The sequence below is a fragment of the uncultured Pigmentiphaga sp. genome (assembly GCF_937950555.1).
Lineage (GTDB): Bacteria > Pseudomonadota > Gammaproteobacteria > Burkholderiales > Burkholderiaceae_B > Pigmentiphaga.
In genome coordinates, this window is record NZ_CALFCW010000030.1 from 280,402 (window position 1) to 296,129 (window position 15,728).

Annotated in this window: 15 protein-coding genes and 1 pseudogene; 6 read left to right on the top strand and 10 right to left on the bottom strand. The window is 64.7% G+C overall.

Annotated features, from left to right (window positions below; genetic code table 11):
- Positions 1-3 precede the first annotated feature (3 nt).
- Positions 4-1,482: a class I adenylate-forming enzyme family protein gene (locus Q0319_RS07910; protein ID WP_363322261.1), complete on the top strand. Its 1,479-nt coding sequence runs from the start codon at positions 4-6 to the stop codon at positions 1,480-1,482.
- Here the strand turns inward: Q0319_RS07910 and Q0319_RS19355 are convergent.
- From Q0319_RS19355 to Q0319_RS07955, 10 genes and pseudogenes are all read right to left on the bottom strand, one after another.
- Positions 1,433-1,726 (bottom strand): annotated as a pseudogene (locus Q0319_RS19355) (Rid family hydrolase); the annotation flags it as partial. The gene Q0319_RS07910 and the pseudogene Q0319_RS19355 sit on opposite strands and share 50 nt — an antisense overlap.
- On the bottom strand, positions 1,723-2,379 hold the full coding sequence (locus Q0319_RS07915; protein WP_299451681.1) for a carbon monoxide dehydrogenase subunit G: 657 nt from the start codon (positions 2,377-2,379) through the stop codon (positions 1,723-1,725). The gene Q0319_RS07915 and the pseudogene Q0319_RS19355, both read right to left, overlap by 4 nt.
- Positions 2,380-2,391: 12 nt before the next feature.
- A complete protein-coding gene (locus Q0319_RS07920) occupies positions 2,392-2,868 on the bottom strand; it encodes a (2Fe-2S)-binding protein (protein ID WP_299451683.1) in 477 nt (158 codons plus the stop codon).
- Positions 2,865-5,150 carry a xanthine dehydrogenase family protein molybdopterin-binding subunit gene (locus Q0319_RS07925; protein WP_299451685.1) on the bottom strand — a complete coding sequence of 762 codons (2,286 nt, stop codon included), beginning with the start codon at positions 5,148-5,150 and terminating at the stop codon, positions 2,865-2,867. The genes Q0319_RS07920 and Q0319_RS07925 overlap by 4 nt, the downstream gene beginning before the upstream one ends.
- Complete coding sequence (locus Q0319_RS07930; RefSeq protein WP_296467345.1) at positions 5,147-6,025, bottom strand: FAD binding domain-containing protein; 879 nt, start codon at positions 6,023-6,025, stop codon at positions 5,147-5,149. The genes Q0319_RS07925 and Q0319_RS07930 overlap by 4 nt, the downstream gene beginning before the upstream one ends.
- Before the next feature lie 13 nt (positions 6,026-6,038).
- Positions 6,039-6,839, bottom strand: a complete 801-nt coding sequence (locus Q0319_RS07935; RefSeq protein ID WP_296467342.1) for an alpha/beta fold hydrolase — start codon at positions 6,837-6,839, stop codon at positions 6,039-6,041.
- Between the two features lie 23 nt (positions 6,840-6,862).
- A complete protein-coding gene (locus tag Q0319_RS07940) occupies positions 6,863-7,825 on the bottom strand; it encodes a tripartite tricarboxylate transporter substrate binding protein (protein WP_296467337.1) in 963 nt (320 codons plus the stop codon).
- 21 nt (positions 7,826-7,846) lie between these two features.
- Complete coding sequence (locus Q0319_RS07945; protein WP_296467334.1) at positions 7,847-9,304, bottom strand: UbiD family decarboxylase; 1,458 nt, start codon at positions 9,302-9,304, stop codon at positions 7,847-7,849.
- Positions 9,305-9,347: 43 nt separating this feature from the next.
- The gene (locus Q0319_RS07950; RefSeq protein WP_296467331.1) at positions 9,348-10,310 is read right to left on the bottom strand and encodes a tripartite tricarboxylate transporter substrate binding protein; all 963 of its coding nucleotides are present in this window, start codon (positions 10,308-10,310) and stop codon (positions 9,348-9,350) included.
- Between the two features lie 234 nt (positions 10,311-10,544).
- Positions 10,545-11,297: a GGDEF domain-containing protein gene (locus Q0319_RS07955; RefSeq protein WP_299451689.1), complete on the bottom strand. Its 753-nt coding sequence runs from the start codon at positions 11,295-11,297 to the stop codon at positions 10,545-10,547.
- A 232-nt stretch (positions 11,298-11,529) separates the two neighbouring features.
- Between Q0319_RS07955 and Q0319_RS07960 the strand changes: the two genes are divergently transcribed.
- The 5 genes from Q0319_RS07960 (at position 11,530) to Q0319_RS07980 (ending at position 15,716) form a co-directional block, all read left to right on the top strand.
- The gene (locus Q0319_RS07960) at positions 11,530-12,417 is read left to right on the top strand and encodes an NAD(P)-dependent oxidoreductase (RefSeq protein WP_296464010.1); all 888 of its coding nucleotides are present in this window, start codon (positions 11,530-11,532) and stop codon (positions 12,415-12,417) included.
- Positions 12,418-12,827: 410 nt separating this feature from the next.
- Positions 12,828-13,187 (top strand): NADH-quinone oxidoreductase subunit A, encoded by a 360-nt coding sequence (locus Q0319_RS07965; protein WP_299451691.1) that lies wholly within the window; start codon positions 12,828-12,830, stop codon positions 13,185-13,187.
- Between the two features lie 36 nt (positions 13,188-13,223).
- The gene (locus Q0319_RS07970; protein ID WP_296464014.1) at positions 13,224-13,700 is read left to right on the top strand and encodes an NADH-quinone oxidoreductase subunit B; all 477 of its coding nucleotides are present in this window, start codon (positions 13,224-13,226) and stop codon (positions 13,698-13,700) included.
- A gap of 90 nt (positions 13,701-13,790) precedes the next feature.
- Positions 13,791-14,384 carry an NADH-quinone oxidoreductase subunit C gene (locus Q0319_RS07975; RefSeq protein WP_296464016.1) on the top strand — a complete coding sequence of 198 codons (594 nt, stop codon included), beginning with the start codon at positions 13,791-13,793 and terminating at the stop codon, positions 14,382-14,384.
- A gap of 78 nt (positions 14,385-14,462) precedes the next feature.
- Positions 14,463-15,716, top strand: a complete 1,254-nt coding sequence (locus tag Q0319_RS07980) for an NADH-quinone oxidoreductase subunit D (RefSeq protein WP_296464018.1) — start codon at positions 14,463-14,465, stop codon at positions 15,714-15,716.
- The last annotated feature ends 12 nt before the right edge of the window (positions 15,717-15,728 follow it).

A 15,728-nucleotide genomic window follows, 5' to 3' on the forward strand; every position in this document is an offset into this window, starting at 1 on the left:
CTCGTGCGCAGGGCGCAGCGCCGTCCCAGTCGCCTGGCCGTGGCGGATATCGGCGGCGCCGGCCTGGACGGGCGCGAATTGTACGAACGCGTGGCAGCGGTGGCGCGATCGCTGCCCGTAGCCGACGGTGCGAAGCCTCCCTTGTATCTGCTGCCGAGCGCCAACAGCGTTGAAAAAATCGTGCTGTGGCTGGGCGCCTGGATGGCGGGGGCGGCCGTGCTCAACATCGACAGCGAGTATCTGCCGGCCGATACGGTGCAGGCTTTGCTTGCGACGGTTCGTCCGACCGGCCGTCTCCGCATGACGGCAAGCGGCCCCGAATGCTTCCCGTTTGCGCAAGCCCATGGGCCTTCTATGCCGCCCGGCACGGTGCTGGTCAATTGCACTTCCGGGACGACAGGCGTGCCGCGGCTGGTTTATCACTCGGCGGCTGCATTGCGGCACAACGGCGACGTGTCTGCCCGGCTGATGGCACTCGACGAAGACGAGCCGTGCCTGGAGGTGCGCAGCCTGAACTGGTATTCGGCGCAGATTCTCAGCTTGATGCCGTTCTTGTCCGTGGGAACGCAGTTGCATCTTGCACCCGGTTTCTCGGCATCGCGGCTGGTCTGCTGGCTGGCCGAGCGCAATATCCGCTTCATGCCCACGGTGCCCAGCATGGTGCGCATCATGCTGGGTGTTGCCGATGCTTTGCCTGGATCGCTCAGGCGCTATTCCTGCAGTGCCGCGGAACTGGCGCCCGAACTGTGGCAGCGGGCCGAAGATACCTGGAACATTCCGCTGATCAATTTGTATGGAAGCTCGGAGCTGGGCTGGATTTGCGGATCGGAAGAAGCGACCCGCCGCATCGGCCGGGTCGGCTTTCCCATCCCGGGCGTGAAGGTCGAGGTGCGCCGCGACGGCGGCATGGCCACCGGCCCCGGCAGGATCCTAGTGTCTTCGCCTTATGCGGCGCTTGCCACCCAGTCGGTTGGGGGGGAGGTCGTGCGCGGGGGAGACGGTCCCATCGATACCCAAGACCTGGGAGAGTTCGACGATACCGGGCGCCTGGCGTTGGCCGGGCGGGCGGATGACATGATCCTGCGCGGCGGGGTGAACATCCATCCCGCCGATGTCGAGCGCCAGGTTGAACAGGTGCCGGGCGTACGGCAAGCCGTGGTGTTCGGCGTGGACGATGCAACGTACGGCGCCGTGGTGGGCTGTGCTTTCACCGGGGCACCCGCCGTGCAGGCGGACGACCTGGCCATTTACCTTGCCACGCGGCTGCCGGCTGCCTGGCAGCCGGTCTACTGGTGGAAGCTGGACAGCATTCCCCTGGGGGCCAATGGCAAGATCTCGCGCAAGCAGCTCAGGCAGCGCCTGACTGAGTCGCTTCCGCCACGACTTGGACCTCGAGCAGCGCGCCATAGTGCAGGGGCCCCACCGGCACCACCGTGCGAGCACAGCGATGCGTGCCCAGGCGCCGCCCATAAAGGGCGTTGAACTCGTCCCAGTACTGGATGCCTGCCAGGTACACCGTGCACTGCACAATGTTTCCGAGGCCCAAGCCGCCGTCGCCGAGAATCGCCTCGACGCGGTCGAAACACGTCTCGAACTGGGTGGCGAACGCATCGCCGCGAGCCAGGTCCGGCAGCACGCCCGAGAGAAACACAAGGCCGCCCGCTTGCATCGCCGGGACGTAGTGACCCGCCGGCGCAGGCAGGCTGCGTGGCATCCACGGAATCATGTGGCGCCCCCGCCGAGGGCGAATGCCGCCACGATCACAGCCGCGATCGCCGCTGCGACGTAGAGCCAGAGGCGGGACGAGGCGGAAGAGGCAGGAGCGGAGGAGGCAGCGTTTGCCCCGCCGGGGGACGGACCGTCGGCAGGAGCGCGCTGCGCTCCTTCGGCCCGGGGCGGCTCATTCGCGCCGGTCGGGGCCTTCGCCGCGCCAGCCCCCGAAGTCGTGATGACCTGGTCCAGTCTTTGGAAAAAATCGTCCGCCATTTTCTTGGCGACGCCGTCGATCACGCGGGCGCCTACTTGCGCCAATTTGCCGCCGACCTGGGCCTTGACCCGATAGGTGAGCGTCGTGCCGCCGGGGGCGTCGCTCAGGCTGACGCTTGCGGTTCCCTTGCCGAACCCGGCGGCGCCGCCCGATCCGTTGAAGCTCAGGTCGTAGGACGTGTTGTCGACCTTGTTCTGCAGCGTCAGGTCTCCGACGAATTTCGCCTTGATGAAGCCGACGGCCGCCACCATGGCGACCTTATAGCTATCGGGGCCCGTCGCTTCGATGGATTCACAGCCGGGGATGCATGCTTTCAGAATTTCCGGGTCGTTCAGGCAGCGCCAGACCTCGTTTCGCGGGGCGGCGATCAGGCGCTCTGCGGCCATTTCCATGCAATGTGCTCCTTAGTTACGGGCGGCGATGCGCTCTGCGGCCAACCGCACCGCAGCGATGATTTCAGGGTAGGTGCCGCAGCGGCACAGGTTGCCCGCCAGATAGTGTTCGATCTGGGCATCGGTCGGCCGCGGATGGGCCTCGAGCAGCTTGCGCGTCATCATGACGAAACCTGGCGTGCAGAACCCGCATTGGAACGCGCCGCATTCGATGAATGCCTGCTGGACGGGGTCGAGCTCGCTGTTCGCTTCATTGAGCGCCTCGAGCGTCTCGACCCGTTTGTCCTGCAGTTTCCAAGCCGGGTATAGACAACCCGAGACCGGCGCGCCGTCCACGTAGAGGGTGCAACAGCCGCACAGCCCTTGGCCGCAACTTTCCCGCGCGGCTTTCAGGCCGCAGCGGCCCAGTACGTCGATGGCGTTGTCGCGTACGTCGACGTGCCTGCGTTCGGGGCGTCCGTTGAGTTCGAACTCGATGTCGATGTTCATGCCTGCTGTTCCTGTTTGGCCCGCATCCCCTCCCAGATTTTTTCGGGACGGATGGGCAGTTGCGTGATTCGGACGCCTACGGCGTCCTCGATGGCTGCGGCAAGTGCGGACGCGACGCCGAAGGTGCCGCTTTCTCCCACGCCTTTGCCGCCGAAGGGGCCGTTTTCCTGGTAGGCGTCGACAGTCTCGCAGCCGATCGCGCGGGGAATGTCCTGGATGCCGGGAATCTTGTATTCAGACAGGCCAGCGTTGCGCAGCTGACCTTGTTCGTCGAACTCCATCTCCTCCAGCGTGACCGTACCGAGCTGCATGATGGCCGCGCCGCTGATCTGCGTCTGGACCACGAGGGGATTGAGGGCCGTGCCGCAATCGACCACGTTCTCCATGCGCAGGATCGTATACATGCCGGTTTCGGTGTCGACCTCGATTTCCATGGCCGTGCCGCCTATCATCCAGTTGGGCGTAATGTCTTCCGATTGACCGGTGGTCTTGTCGGGTGATTGATAGGTGGGCTTGTAGATGCCGGTGCCGATGACCGTGCCGGCCTGCATGCCGAATTTGCGGACGAAGAGCGCCCCGAGGTTGCCGGGGTCGACATCGTCCAAGCCGACGTCTTTGGCCATCGCGCGCAGCTTGGCCAGCGCGTCTTCGGCCGCCAGGCGGACCGCGTGTCCCATGTGGAAGGTGGAGCGCGATCCCAGGGTCGCCATGTCGTAGGGGGAGGCGTCGGTGTCGGGGTGAACCACCGATACGGTCTCGGCCGGCACGCCCAGTACTTCGGACACGATCATGGCCATCAGCGTATCCGAGCCCTGGCCCATGTCGACGGTGTTGCATTGCACGCTGCAACTGCCGTCCGCGGCGACGGACACCGCCGCGACTGATGTCGTGGGCGAAACACAGGCCTTGATGCCTATGCCCAAGCCTCGGCCGCGCCGGTAGCGGCCGCTTCCCCGCTCGAAAGGCTCGTGCCATCCGAAGCGTTCGGCCAGACGCGTGAGCACCTGAGGGATGGCCGCGCTTTTCATGACGGTACCGGTAGCGTGGCGCTTGCCGTCGGCCAGGGCGTTGCGCAGGCGGAATTCGAGGGGGTCGATGCCCATTTCCCGGGCAATGATGTCGCTCTGGCTTTCGTAGGCCCAGACCAGCTGCGGAATGCCGAATCCGCGGAAAGCGCCGGCGGGGGGGCGGTTGGTGTACACCGCGACGGAGGTGACCTCGACGTTGGCTATGTCGTAGGGGCCGGGGGCGGTGAAGCCCGACTTCTGCGTGACGCGCGGACCGATGTCCGCGTAGGCGCCGCCGTTCCAGATGACTTCGCAGCGCCGCGCCAGAATGCGGCCCGTTTCATCCACTGCCGATTCGATGGTAAAGGTGGTGGGATGGCGGGTGATCGTGTAGAACTGTTCGGCCATGGTCAGCGCCACGCGGACGGGCCGTTGGCTCAGCATGCTCAGGGCGACGGCGAGCGGTTCGAGCTTGACGTACAGCTTGCAGCCGAAGCCGCCACCGAGGAATGCTGTCTTGATGGTGACCTGGTTCTCCTTCCATCCCAGCAAACGGGCGATCTCCGTCCGGGCGAATGACGGCGTCTGGCTGGCCGTGTACAGGTAGGCGTGGGAGTGGCGCACGTCGGCCACCGACACCATGGGTTCGAGCGGAACGTGCATCACCTGGTGGGTCTTGAAGGTGTTCTTGAACACGCGGTGAGCGTTCTTGAACGCTGCCTCGCAGTCGCCCTTCTTCAGGTGGAATGTCAACGCCACGTTGGTGTTGCGGATGCCGTCCAGGTGTTTCAGGTCGGCAAACGTCCCGGCCGGCCGCAACGATTCGTGCACGTATACGTCGGAGTGCATGGCTTCGACTTCGTCCAGCACGGCGGGCAGTTCTTCGATGTCGACTTGAACCAGTCCGGCCGCTTCTTCGGCAGCGTGAGGCGATTCGGCTACCACGGCGGCCACGGGTTCCCCGACGTATCGCACTTTATCGATGGCAAGAATCGGCTGATCGTGGAAGGCCGGGCCGTAATAGGGTTCGGGAATGACCTTGAGGATATCGGCGCCGGTAAAGACGCCATACACGCCAGGAACCGCCTTCGCTGCCGTGGTGTCGATGCTGCGCAGCCGTCCATGCGCCACGTGGCTACGGACGATCTTGGCATGCAGCATGCCGGGCAACGATACGTGATGGGTGTAGTCGGCGCGGCCGGTGACTTTGTCCACGGCCTCGAGGCGGCGCAGGCCTTTGCCGAGCCGGTGGAGGGGAGGGCGTTCTGTCGTCATGCTTGTCTCGCTGCCGGTTTGGGGGCTTTCAGGGCCCGCTCGAAGACCTCGGGAAGATGGGCGCGCAGCAGGGCTTGCTTGTATTCCACGCTGCCGTGGCTGTCGGGTACCAGCACCGCTTCGCCTGCGGCCGCCTCGGCGGCGCGCCGGGCCAAGGCTTCCGTCCACGCCTCGCCCGCGACGGCGGCTTCTGCCTGTACCAGGCGCAGGGGGCGGTCCGTTGCCGCACCGATGAAGATCCTGGGGCGCACGATACGCCCGTCTTCCATATCGAAGGCGGCCGCGATGCCCAATGTGGGCCAGTCATGGCGGGCGCGGGTCGTGACCTTCTTGTAGTGTGCACAGGCCGGCTGCGGCGGAATCACGAGGCGAGTGATTAGCTCGTCGGCTTCGAGCGAGGTTTCGTAGTAGCCACGGTAAAGCTCGTCGACCGGAATTTCCCGCGAGCCCCGCACGCTTTGCGCGAGGACGCGGGCGTTCAAGGCGCTCAGGACGGGCGGAAGATCCATGTGGGGATCCCCGTGGGCGAGGTAGCCGCCTATCATTGCGACGTTGCGCACGCGCGGGTTGGCCAGCGTCGCGAACACCGCGGGGAGGATGGGATGAGACGCGGCCAACCCGGCATGATTTTCCATTTCGCCCAGCGTGACCAGGCCGTCCACCTGCGCCTGGCCGTCGCTGGCGAGATGGATGCCACGCATGCTTTCGCGCAGGCGCTCCAGGCTCACCAGGCTGTCGACGTTCAATACGCCGGCGCGCCGCATCAGCGAAATGGCCGTCGCGCCGCTTACGGGGCGGCCGGCAAAGCCGGGCGCGGCAATGATTTCGAGCGCTTCTTCCAGCGTCGAAGGCTGTAACAGTTCAAATGCAGACATGGGCGATCCTCGGCTAGCTTTGGGCCAATGCCAGCAGACTCTCGGCGACTTCGCGCGGACGCTCGAGCGGCGAGAGATGCCGCGCCTGGGACAGAATGCGCATCGTCGAGTTGGGAATGGCGTCGGCCAGCGCCTGCGCCATGGCGATGGGAGTGGCGTAGTCCTCTTCGCCCACCAGGATCTGGGTCGGCGCCTGGATGCCCGCGAGCCCGCCGCGCAAATCCATGTTGCCGAGCATGCGGCAGGTTTCCAAATAGGCCTTGACGTCGTTGGCCAGGAACACGCGCTTGCTGCCTTCGACGATCTCAGGGCGCTCGCGGCGGAAGTCATCCGTGAACCAACGCGTTTCTTGGAAAGAGAGCAGGCTCGCAAGCCCCTCCTGCACCGCTTTCTGGCCACGGCCTTCCCAGTCGGAGGGGGCGTTGGGCCCGTACCACGCGGTCGTGTCGAAGAGTCCCAGTCCGGCGGTGCGGCCGGGGTGACGAATCGCGAAGGCTAGCGCAACGCTGCCGCCCATCGAGGCGCCGCCGATCACCGCACGCTCCCAACCCAGGGCGTCGAGCACACCGGTGACGTCGTCGGCGAACGTCTCCACGCGATAGGGGCCCGCCGGCTTGTCGGACTGTCCGTGGCCCCGCGCGTCCACGGCCGCGACTGCCACGCCGGGGCCCAGCTCCTTGACGACCGGATCCCAGAAACTATGGTCCATGGCGAGTGAATGGATGAGCGCGAAGCGTCGCGTCGCGTCGGGCGTACCGTGCAAAACGTACGCGATGCGCGTTCCGTCTGCAGAGGAGCTGTATTGCAATGACATCTCGGATTCTCGTTGTACTCGGGTTATTCGACTTTGCCGATCCGCAGCACGGCCTGGATTTGTCCTTCTGCGTCCTCTTTCCAGAACTTGGCGAAATCGGTGCTGTTCAGGTACTTGATGGGCAGGCCAGCCCCTTCTTCGATGACCTTGCGCACTTTGGCGTCTTCGATGGCGAACTTGACGGCGTCGCCCAGTTTGTCGAGCACTTCGGGGGGCGTGCCAGCCGGCGCGAACAGGCCGCTCCACTGGTAGAACTCGACGTTGTAGCCGAGGGATTTCAGGCTGGGCAGCTTAGGAAAAGCCTCGATGGGCTCGTCGCCCCAGTGCGCCAGGACACGCACCGAGCCGCTGTCGACGTGTTGCTTGACCGAGCCGGGCGAAGCGGCGAGAGCCTGGATCTGCTTGCCCAATAGCGCCACCATGGCCGGGCCGGCACCGCCGTATGGCACGTGGAGGGTTTTCATCCCCGCGGCGTTGGCGAGCGAAGCCATGTACATGTGCAGCGTGCCGTACACGCCGGATGAGCCGTACGTGATCTGCTCTTTGCGGCCGTATTCGATGAACTCCTGCGCCGTTTTCCAGGGGCTGTCACTGCGCACCACCAGTACGGTGGGGTCGGCCGTGATGCGGGCGATGGGTGCGAACTGGTCGATCTGGTACATCGGCTGGCGTCCGATCAGCTTGTCCGCGGTGGGCATGCTGGAGATGGCCGGGAGCGAGATCAGTATGGTGTATCCGTCCGGTTTCGCACGCGCGACGTGGGCCGTGCCCACCGCGCCGCCGGAGCCGACCTTGTTTTCCACCACCACCGGCTGGCCCAGCTTGCGGGCCATGGCTTCGGCCAGGGGGCGGGCCACCGTGTCGGCGACTCCGCCCGGGGCAAACGGCACGACCAGGGTGATGGGCCGGGTGGGCCAGGACTGGGCCTGCACACCTCCTGCGGTCACGGCGGCAGCGAGCCCTGCCGCGATTGCGAACTTATTCATGTCGTCTCCTCGGTTTTTCGGTCATTCGTCCAGGATGTGGCGCCACTTCTGGCGCGTGGCGGCTTGTAGCGATTTGCTCGCCTCGGCGACCTCGGGGAACTGCGCCAGGTAGTCGTACGGCCGGCAGGCGTCGATGACGGCCTTGGAGTTGAAGGGCGTGTCGGTGCCGAAGGTGACGTATAGCGGGTCGTTTTTCGATCCCATGCCTCGCCGGATGATGTCGACGTCGCGCTCGGGGTCGGCGCGCGTGGCCACCGCCCACATCACTTCCTGCAAGTTCGCCGGATCGATGTCTTCGTCCACGACCACGGCCCAGCGCGACATGTACGCGCCCACGCCGCAGTTGAGCAGCAGGTGGCCGGCCTGGCGGGCATGGCCCGGATAGCGCTGCTTGATCGACACTACGTTGAACATCCGCGCACCGCCGATCTCGTGGGCCCACACGGCCTGGACGTCAGGCACGCCTGCGGCCTGCAGCGCGTCCATCAGCAGCGCCGAGCGCATGACAGCCTTCGAGTAGGAATAGTCGTTGGGCGGTTTGGCCGGTGGGCTGCCGAGCAGTATGGGCGCCGAGCGATAGTAAATGCGCTCGACCGTCACGACGGGCGAGACGCCTTGCTTGCCGGGGTAATACCCGTGGAACTCCCCGAATGGGCCTTCTTCTTTGATGTCCCCCGGATGGGCCCATCCTTCGAGCACGATCTCCGAGGCCGAAGGAAAGGGCAGGCCGGTGACTTGGCCGCGCACCACTTCCACCGGCTGGCCAAGGATGGCGCCGATGTAGTTGTACTCGCACATGCCGTAGGGAACTTCGATGCCTGAGATGGTGTATCCCAAGGGGTCGCAGCCGAGCACGATGGCAACCGGGAACGGCTTGCCCGCGGCCATGTGCTTGTCGTACTGGATGGCGCCGTGCTTGCCCGGGATCATGTCCAGCCCGACGTGGTTGCGATCGTGGATCATGACGCGATAGGTGCCGACGTTGACCCATTCCGAATCCAGGTCCCGGGTGACCACCATGCAGCCGGTACCGATGTACCGGCCACCGTCCTTCTCGTGCCAGAGCGGGGCGGGAAATGCGGATACGTCCACGGCTGCGCCCGACATGACATGTTCGAACACGGGTCCGGTCTCGGCCACGATCGGGTCGTACTCCGCGGCGCGCCCTTTCCAGGCGTTGGGACGGCCCCGCAGCTTGGCGACCAGCTCCTGGTGGCCGGCGACTTCGCCCAAGCGAAGGATGTTGGCGAGCCGGATAGCGTTCGATGTGCTGCACGTCAGTACCCGGTAGCCGGACGGGTAACCGGGAACGTCGTCGAACAGCAGCGCCTTTGGGTCCGGCTTCTTGACGTTGAGCTCGGAAATCGCGCCCAGTTCCAGATTCCAGTCGGCTCCCGAGACGCGCTTGAGCTCTTTCCTGGATTCGACGTCGGCGAGCCAACTCCTCAGGTCCAATCCGTTTGCCTTGGCTTTGGTCATCGTGTCTTTATCGTCGATCTTCCGTAGGTTCGGCGCGCGGCACTCAGGGTTCGATCTTGGCGCGTTCAATGACGTTGCGGACATTCTTCAGGTCGAATTCGATCCGCTGCTTGAATTCCGCGGGCGAGATGCCACCGACCGTCGCCCCGTTGTCTGCGAATCGCGCCACGACGGAGGGATCCGACAGCGTCTGGGCGACTTCGCGGTGCAGCTTCTCGATGATGGCGTCCGGCGTCCCTTTGGGCGCGAACATCCCCACCCAGTTCGACGCGTCCACGTTGGGTATGCCCGCGCTTTGGGCCGTCTTCCAGTCGGGGTGGTCGGACATGGTCTTGCGGGTCAGCAAACCAATCACGTTGACGCGGCCCGTCTTGACGTGGGGGAGTACCGCAGGTACGGCCACCACGCCCAGTGGTACCTCGCCGCCGGCAACGGCCGCCATGGCCGGGGCGCCGCCCTTGTACGGGACGTGCATGAGCTTGATTCCGGCTTCCAAGGCGAACCACTCGCCGGCGAGGTGGTTGTAGCTGCCCGCGCCTGGCGAGGAAAAGGCAAGCGCGTCCGGCTTGGCTTTGGCAGCCTTGACCACGTCGTCGAAGGTCTTGTAGGGGGTGGCGGAGTTGGCTACCAGGAGCAGCGGCGTGTCACTGACCAGCGTGATGGGCTTGAAATCACGCTCCAGGTCGTAAGGAACATGCTTGAACAGCGCTGGGTTGACCGAGAATTCGCCTGTGTGGGCCATCAGGAGCGTATAGCCGTCGGCCGGGGCTTGCGCCACGTTGGTGACCGCGATGAAGCCGTTGCCCCCGGGTTTGTTTTCCACGATGACGTTCCAGCCCAGGCGCTCCGTCAGCTTCTGGGCCAGGAGCCGGGCGGTTACGTCCACGACGCCGCCTGCGGCGAAGGGAACGACCATGCGTATCGGACGGCTGGGGTAGTCCTGTGCCTGGGCGGTGCCTGCCATGGCGATGAGCAGGGCTCCCGCCAAAGTCTCCTTCATTTTCATTCTTGTCTCCGCGAAGTGTGCCCGTTCGTGGGTGACCGGGCTTGTTCGAGTCCGGGGCATTGTGCCGAGCGCGGGAGCGGCTAGCCAAATGAAATGTTCTTATGGCACGTATGAGAAATTTTTTTGCCGCGCGGAGCGGGCCCCAAGGGGCGTCGTGCGCCGGCGGTTGGCCTGTGCCTCAGCCCGGACGTGCTGAAGCCGTCGTGCGGAAGCGGTGGTTCGTGGTGTGGGGGGCTAGGCCGCGAGCGTGGCGCGGTTGCCGCCGGCCGCCTTGGACCGGTACATGGCCTGGTCGGCGCGGGCATAGACCTCGGCAAAGCTCATGCCGGGGCGCAGCGGCGCCACGCCGGCGCTGATGGTGATGTGCAGCGGCTCGCCGCCCGTGGAGAAGTCGGTGGCCGCCACGCGCGCCACGAGTTCGCTGGCCAGGTGAAGGGCATCCTCCTGCGCGGAGGGCAGGAGCAGCGCCGCAAACTCTTCTCCTCCCATGCGTGCGACTTCGCCGCGGGGCGCGAGGCTGTTCCGCATCAACTGGGCCAGCGTCACGATCACATGGTCCCCGACCGGGTGTCCGTGGGTGTCGTTGATGTGCTTGAACGCATCGATGTCCACGAGCATTAATGCGTGCGGCTTGTCCGACATCAGGACGGATTCTGCGACCTCGATGAAGGCCCGTCGGTTGAGGAGCCCCGTGTGCGGGTCCAGCCGGTTCAGCTCGGCCAGATGGGCCTTCATCTGGTAGAGCTTGTAGTTGGCCATGGCCGAGGTGTAGACCACGATCGTGCCGAGCACGCCTGAGATGAAGGTAGTCTGCACGGCGGAACGGACGATCTGCTGCGGGGCGTAGATGAGGTTGAACCCAAGGTCGACCAAATCGGCCACGAGGATGATGACCAGCGTGACGGTGATGGTTCTTTGGATGACTTCGCGGCGGGAGGTGATTTCTCCGCGCACTCGCCATCGGTTGCGATGCGTACGGGTCGGCATGAAGTCGGGGACGAGGGCGGGAAGGGGTAAATTGATGATGCCGATACGTTAACCCAAATGGATGAATGACGCGGAGGATGCGCCAGCAGATCGTCGGTCACCGCGGAGACACGCACGGGGCCGGGGGCGCGTCCCCTGGGCGAAGGGCGGCGCAGCGGGGCGGGGAGGTATCCCGCAGCGCGCCAATTCCGGCGAGATATGATGCGGCGATCATTGTCGGAGAAGGATGCATATGGATGCGGCGCCTCGTCATATCGGTTTCATCGGGCTCGGCAACATGGGGACGCCCATGGTCCGCCGTCTTCTGGCGGCAGGCCATCGGGTGACGGTCTGGAACCGGACGCCGTCGAAGGCGGCCGCCCTGGAGGCGGAGGGCGCTGGCGTGGCCCAGACGCCCGCTGCCGTGCTCGCTGGCTCCGAACTGGTCGGTATCTGCGTGAAGGACGGAGCGGCCGTCGAGGCGGCCGTTTTCGGTGACGATGGGCTCGCGACCGTGCCGGATGCCACCGGCAAGGTCGTGGTCGATTTTTCCACCATCGCGCCGGACGAGGCCCGTCGAATCGGTGCACGGCTGCGCCAGCGCAATGGCGCAGCGTGGCTGGATGCCCCGGTCTCGGGCGGGGTGCCGGGCGCGGAGCAGGGCACGCTGATCTGTTTCGTAGGCGGAGAGGCTGACGACCTGGCGGCGGCACGCCCGCTGCTGGACGTCGTTGCGAGGCGAGTCACGCACATGGGTCCCGCCGGGGCCGGGCAGACGACCAAGATCTGCAACCAGATGATCGTGGCCGTGAACGTGCTCACGATTGCCGAAACCTACGGGCTGGCGCGCAGAGCAGGGGTGGACGTCAGCCAGCTCGCGCCCGCGCTGGCCGGCGGGTTTGCGGATTCCTTGCCCTTGCAGCTGTTCGGCCCCGGGATGGCAGCGGGCGTGTACGAGCCGGTGCGCACCGCCGTGGAGCTCATGGCCAAGGACATCGGCATCGCCCGGGACATGGCGGGCGAGTTCGGTGCGCGGACCCCCGTCTCGGCGTTCTGCGCCGACCTGTATCGCGCCATCCGGAATGAAGATCCCGAGGTATTCACGGGCGACGTTTCGGGGTTGGCGCGCCGGTACGACTGACGTCGGGCCGCCTCGCGCACGGGCATCCCGTTCAGCCCGCCGTAAGCCATGCGCGATGCGGTTTTCCCAGGCGCGCAAGCCGGGCGTGACGTTTCGGCGGACTCAGGGTTTGCGCTATACTTTCTGTCGGACCAGCATGGGTATGAAACATGCGTGTCCGACAGTTACCGGTAAGACAGTTTTGTTTGGCGCCGACTCGCAAGGCTGAATGAACCCAGCAGTCCGCGCAAAAACATACATCCTTGCATGTAAGTGTGGGCTAGCGGTTTGGCATGGCGCCGCCCCGGTTGGGCCCTGCAGGCGGTATCGCTTGCCGTTCATAGCAAGGAAGTCTGGTCCGCTCCTGCCAATTTTGCCAATGACGTTTCGGGCAGCCCCTTGCCTGGGACGTGACTCGAACAGGTTGCCTGATGAATATCGAGAGTTACCTTCCTGTCCTGCTGTTCATCATCGTGGGCAGCGTCATCGGATTCGCGCTGATGTTCCTCGGCGCCGTGCTCGGCCCGCGCCGGCCCGACAGCGAAAAACTCTCGCCGTATGAATGCGGCTTCGAGGCCTTCGAGGATGCCCGCATGAAGTTCGACGTGCGCTACTACCTCGTCGCCATCCTGTTCATCCTCTTTGATCTCGAGATTGCTTTCCTGTTCCCGTGGGCGATGGCCAACGAGCAGGTGGGCCTGCTGGGGTTCAGTGCCGTGGCGGTGTTTCTGGCCGTTCTCGTGGTCGGTTTCGTGTACGAATGGAAAAAGGGCGCGCTCGACTGGGAGTGATCCCAGCGGCCAGCCGAAGGACACCGGGTTTCATCAATGGCTATCGACGGAATTCTCAATCAAGGTTTCATTACCACGACCGCGGACAAGGTCATCAATTGGGCCAAGACCGGCTCGCTGTGGCCCATGACGTTCGGCCTGGCCTGTTGTGCGGTCGAGATGATGCATGCCGGTGCGGCGCGCTATGACCTCGACCGCTTCGGCATCATTTTTCGGCCGAGTCCCCGTCAGTCCGATCTGATGATCGTCGCGGGAACCCTCTGCAACAAAATGGCCCCGGCCTTGCGCAAGGTGTACGACCAGATGCCGGAGCCCCGGTGGGTGGTGTCCATGGGGTCGTGCGCCAACGGCGGCGGCTATTACCACTATTCTTATTCGGTGGTGCGCGGCTGCGACCGCATCGTCCCGGTCGACGTCTACGTCCCGGGCTGTCCTCCCACGGCCGAAGCGCTGGTGTACGGCCTGCTGCAGCTGCAGAACAAGATCCGGCGCACCAACACGATCGCGCGCTGACCTCGATGCCGGTGCACCGACCTTTCATCCATTCCTTCTCGTCCGGACAGGCCGCAGCCTGCCCGGCGTCGTCTTTTGATCCGAGCGCTCATGACCAAGCTTGAAACCCTGCGCCAGAATCTGCTTCGCGCTTTGGGCGAAGACATCCGTCTCACGCTCGCCCTGGGAGAGCTGACGCTCGAGGTTCCCGTCGAACGATACGTCGAGGTTTGCCGGACGCTGCGCGACGATCCCAGCCTGCATTTCGAAACCTGCATCGACTTGTGCGGTGTCGACTACTCGACGTACGGCAATGAAGTGCGCGAGAGCGCGCGCTTTGCCGTGGTGCTGCACTTGACCTCGATCACCCACAACTGGCGGTTGCGCGTGCGCACCTACGCGCCCGACGACGACATGCCCGTCGTCCCGTCGCTCGTCGACATCTGGCCCAGCGTCAATTGGTACGAGCGCGAGGCTTTCGATCTTTTCGGCGTGCTGTTCGAAGGCCACCCCGACCTGCGTCGCATCCTCACCGATTACGGCTTCATCGGCCATCCGTTCCGCAAGGACTTCCCGTTGTCGGGCAACGTCGAAATGCGGTTCGATCCGGAACAAAAGCGGGTCATCTACCAGCCCGTCACCATCGAGCCGCGCGAGCTCATTCCCCGCGTCGTGCGGGAAGAGGGTTACGGGGTGGGTCGATGAGCTCGCCTTGCTTCCCGCTGATGCAGGATCGGATCGTGCAGGCGTCGAAGGCGGCGCGGCCGGCAATGGACTATTGATATGGCAGAGATCAAGAATTACACCCTCAACTTCGGTCCGCAGCACCCGGCCGCGCACGGAGTGTTGCGCCTGGTCCTGGAGCTGGACGGCGAGGTCATCCAGCGTGCCGACCCGCACATCGGGCTGTTGCACCGCGCGACCGAGAAGCTCGCCGAGCACAAGACCTTCCTGCAGGCCTTGCCTTACATGGACCGTCTCGACTACGTGTCCATGATGTGCAACGAGCATGCCTATGTCATGGCGATCGAAAGGCTGCTGGGCATCGAGGTGCCGATCCGGGCGCAGTACATCCGGGTCATGTTCGATGAGATCACCCGCATCCTGAACCACCTGATGTCGCTGGGCTCGCACGCGCTCGACGTCGGGGCGATGGCGGTGTTCCTGTATGCGTTCCGCGAGCGGGAAGACTTGATGGACTGCTACGAGGCAGTCTCGGGCGCGCGCATGCACGCCGCCTACTATCGTCCGGGCGGCGTCTACCGCGACCTGCCAGACCGCATGCCGCAATACCGGCCGAGCAAGCTGCGCAGCGAGAAAGAGCTGAAGAAGCTGAACGAGGATCGCTCCGGTTCTCTGCTCGACTTCATCGAAGCGTTCACCGAGCGCTTCCCCGGTTACGTGGACGAGTACGAAACTCTGCTGACGGATAACCGGATCTGGAAGCAGCGCCTCGTGGACGTCGGCGTCGTAAGCCCCGAGCGTGCCAAAGCACTCGGCTTCACCGGCCCCATGCTGCGCGGTTCCGGCATCGCATGGGACTTGCGCAAGATGCAGCCCTATGAAGTCTATGACCGGCTCGAGTTCGACGTGCCGGTCGGCGTCAATGGCGATTGCTACGATCGTTACCTGGTGCGCGTCGAAGAGATGCGCCAAAGCAATCGCATCATCAAGCAGTGCGTAGACTGGCTGCGCAAGAACCCCGGCCCGGTCATGACGAGCAACCACAAGGTCGCCCCGCCGAGCCGCGCCGAAATGAAGACCAGCATGGAAGAGCTGATCCATCACTTCAAGCTCTTCACCGAAGGTTTTCACGTGCCGCCGGGCGAGGTGTACTCGGCCGTCGAGCATCCGAAGGGCGAATTCGGCATCTATCTGGTGTCCGATGGCGCCAACAAGCCGTATCGGCTGAAGATACGGGCCCCGGGCTTTGCCCACTTGCAATCGCTGGACGAGATGGCGCGCGGTCACATGATCGCCGATGCCGTCACGATTATCGGCACGCAGGACATCGTGTTCGGCGAGATCGACCGCTGAAGCCATGACTGC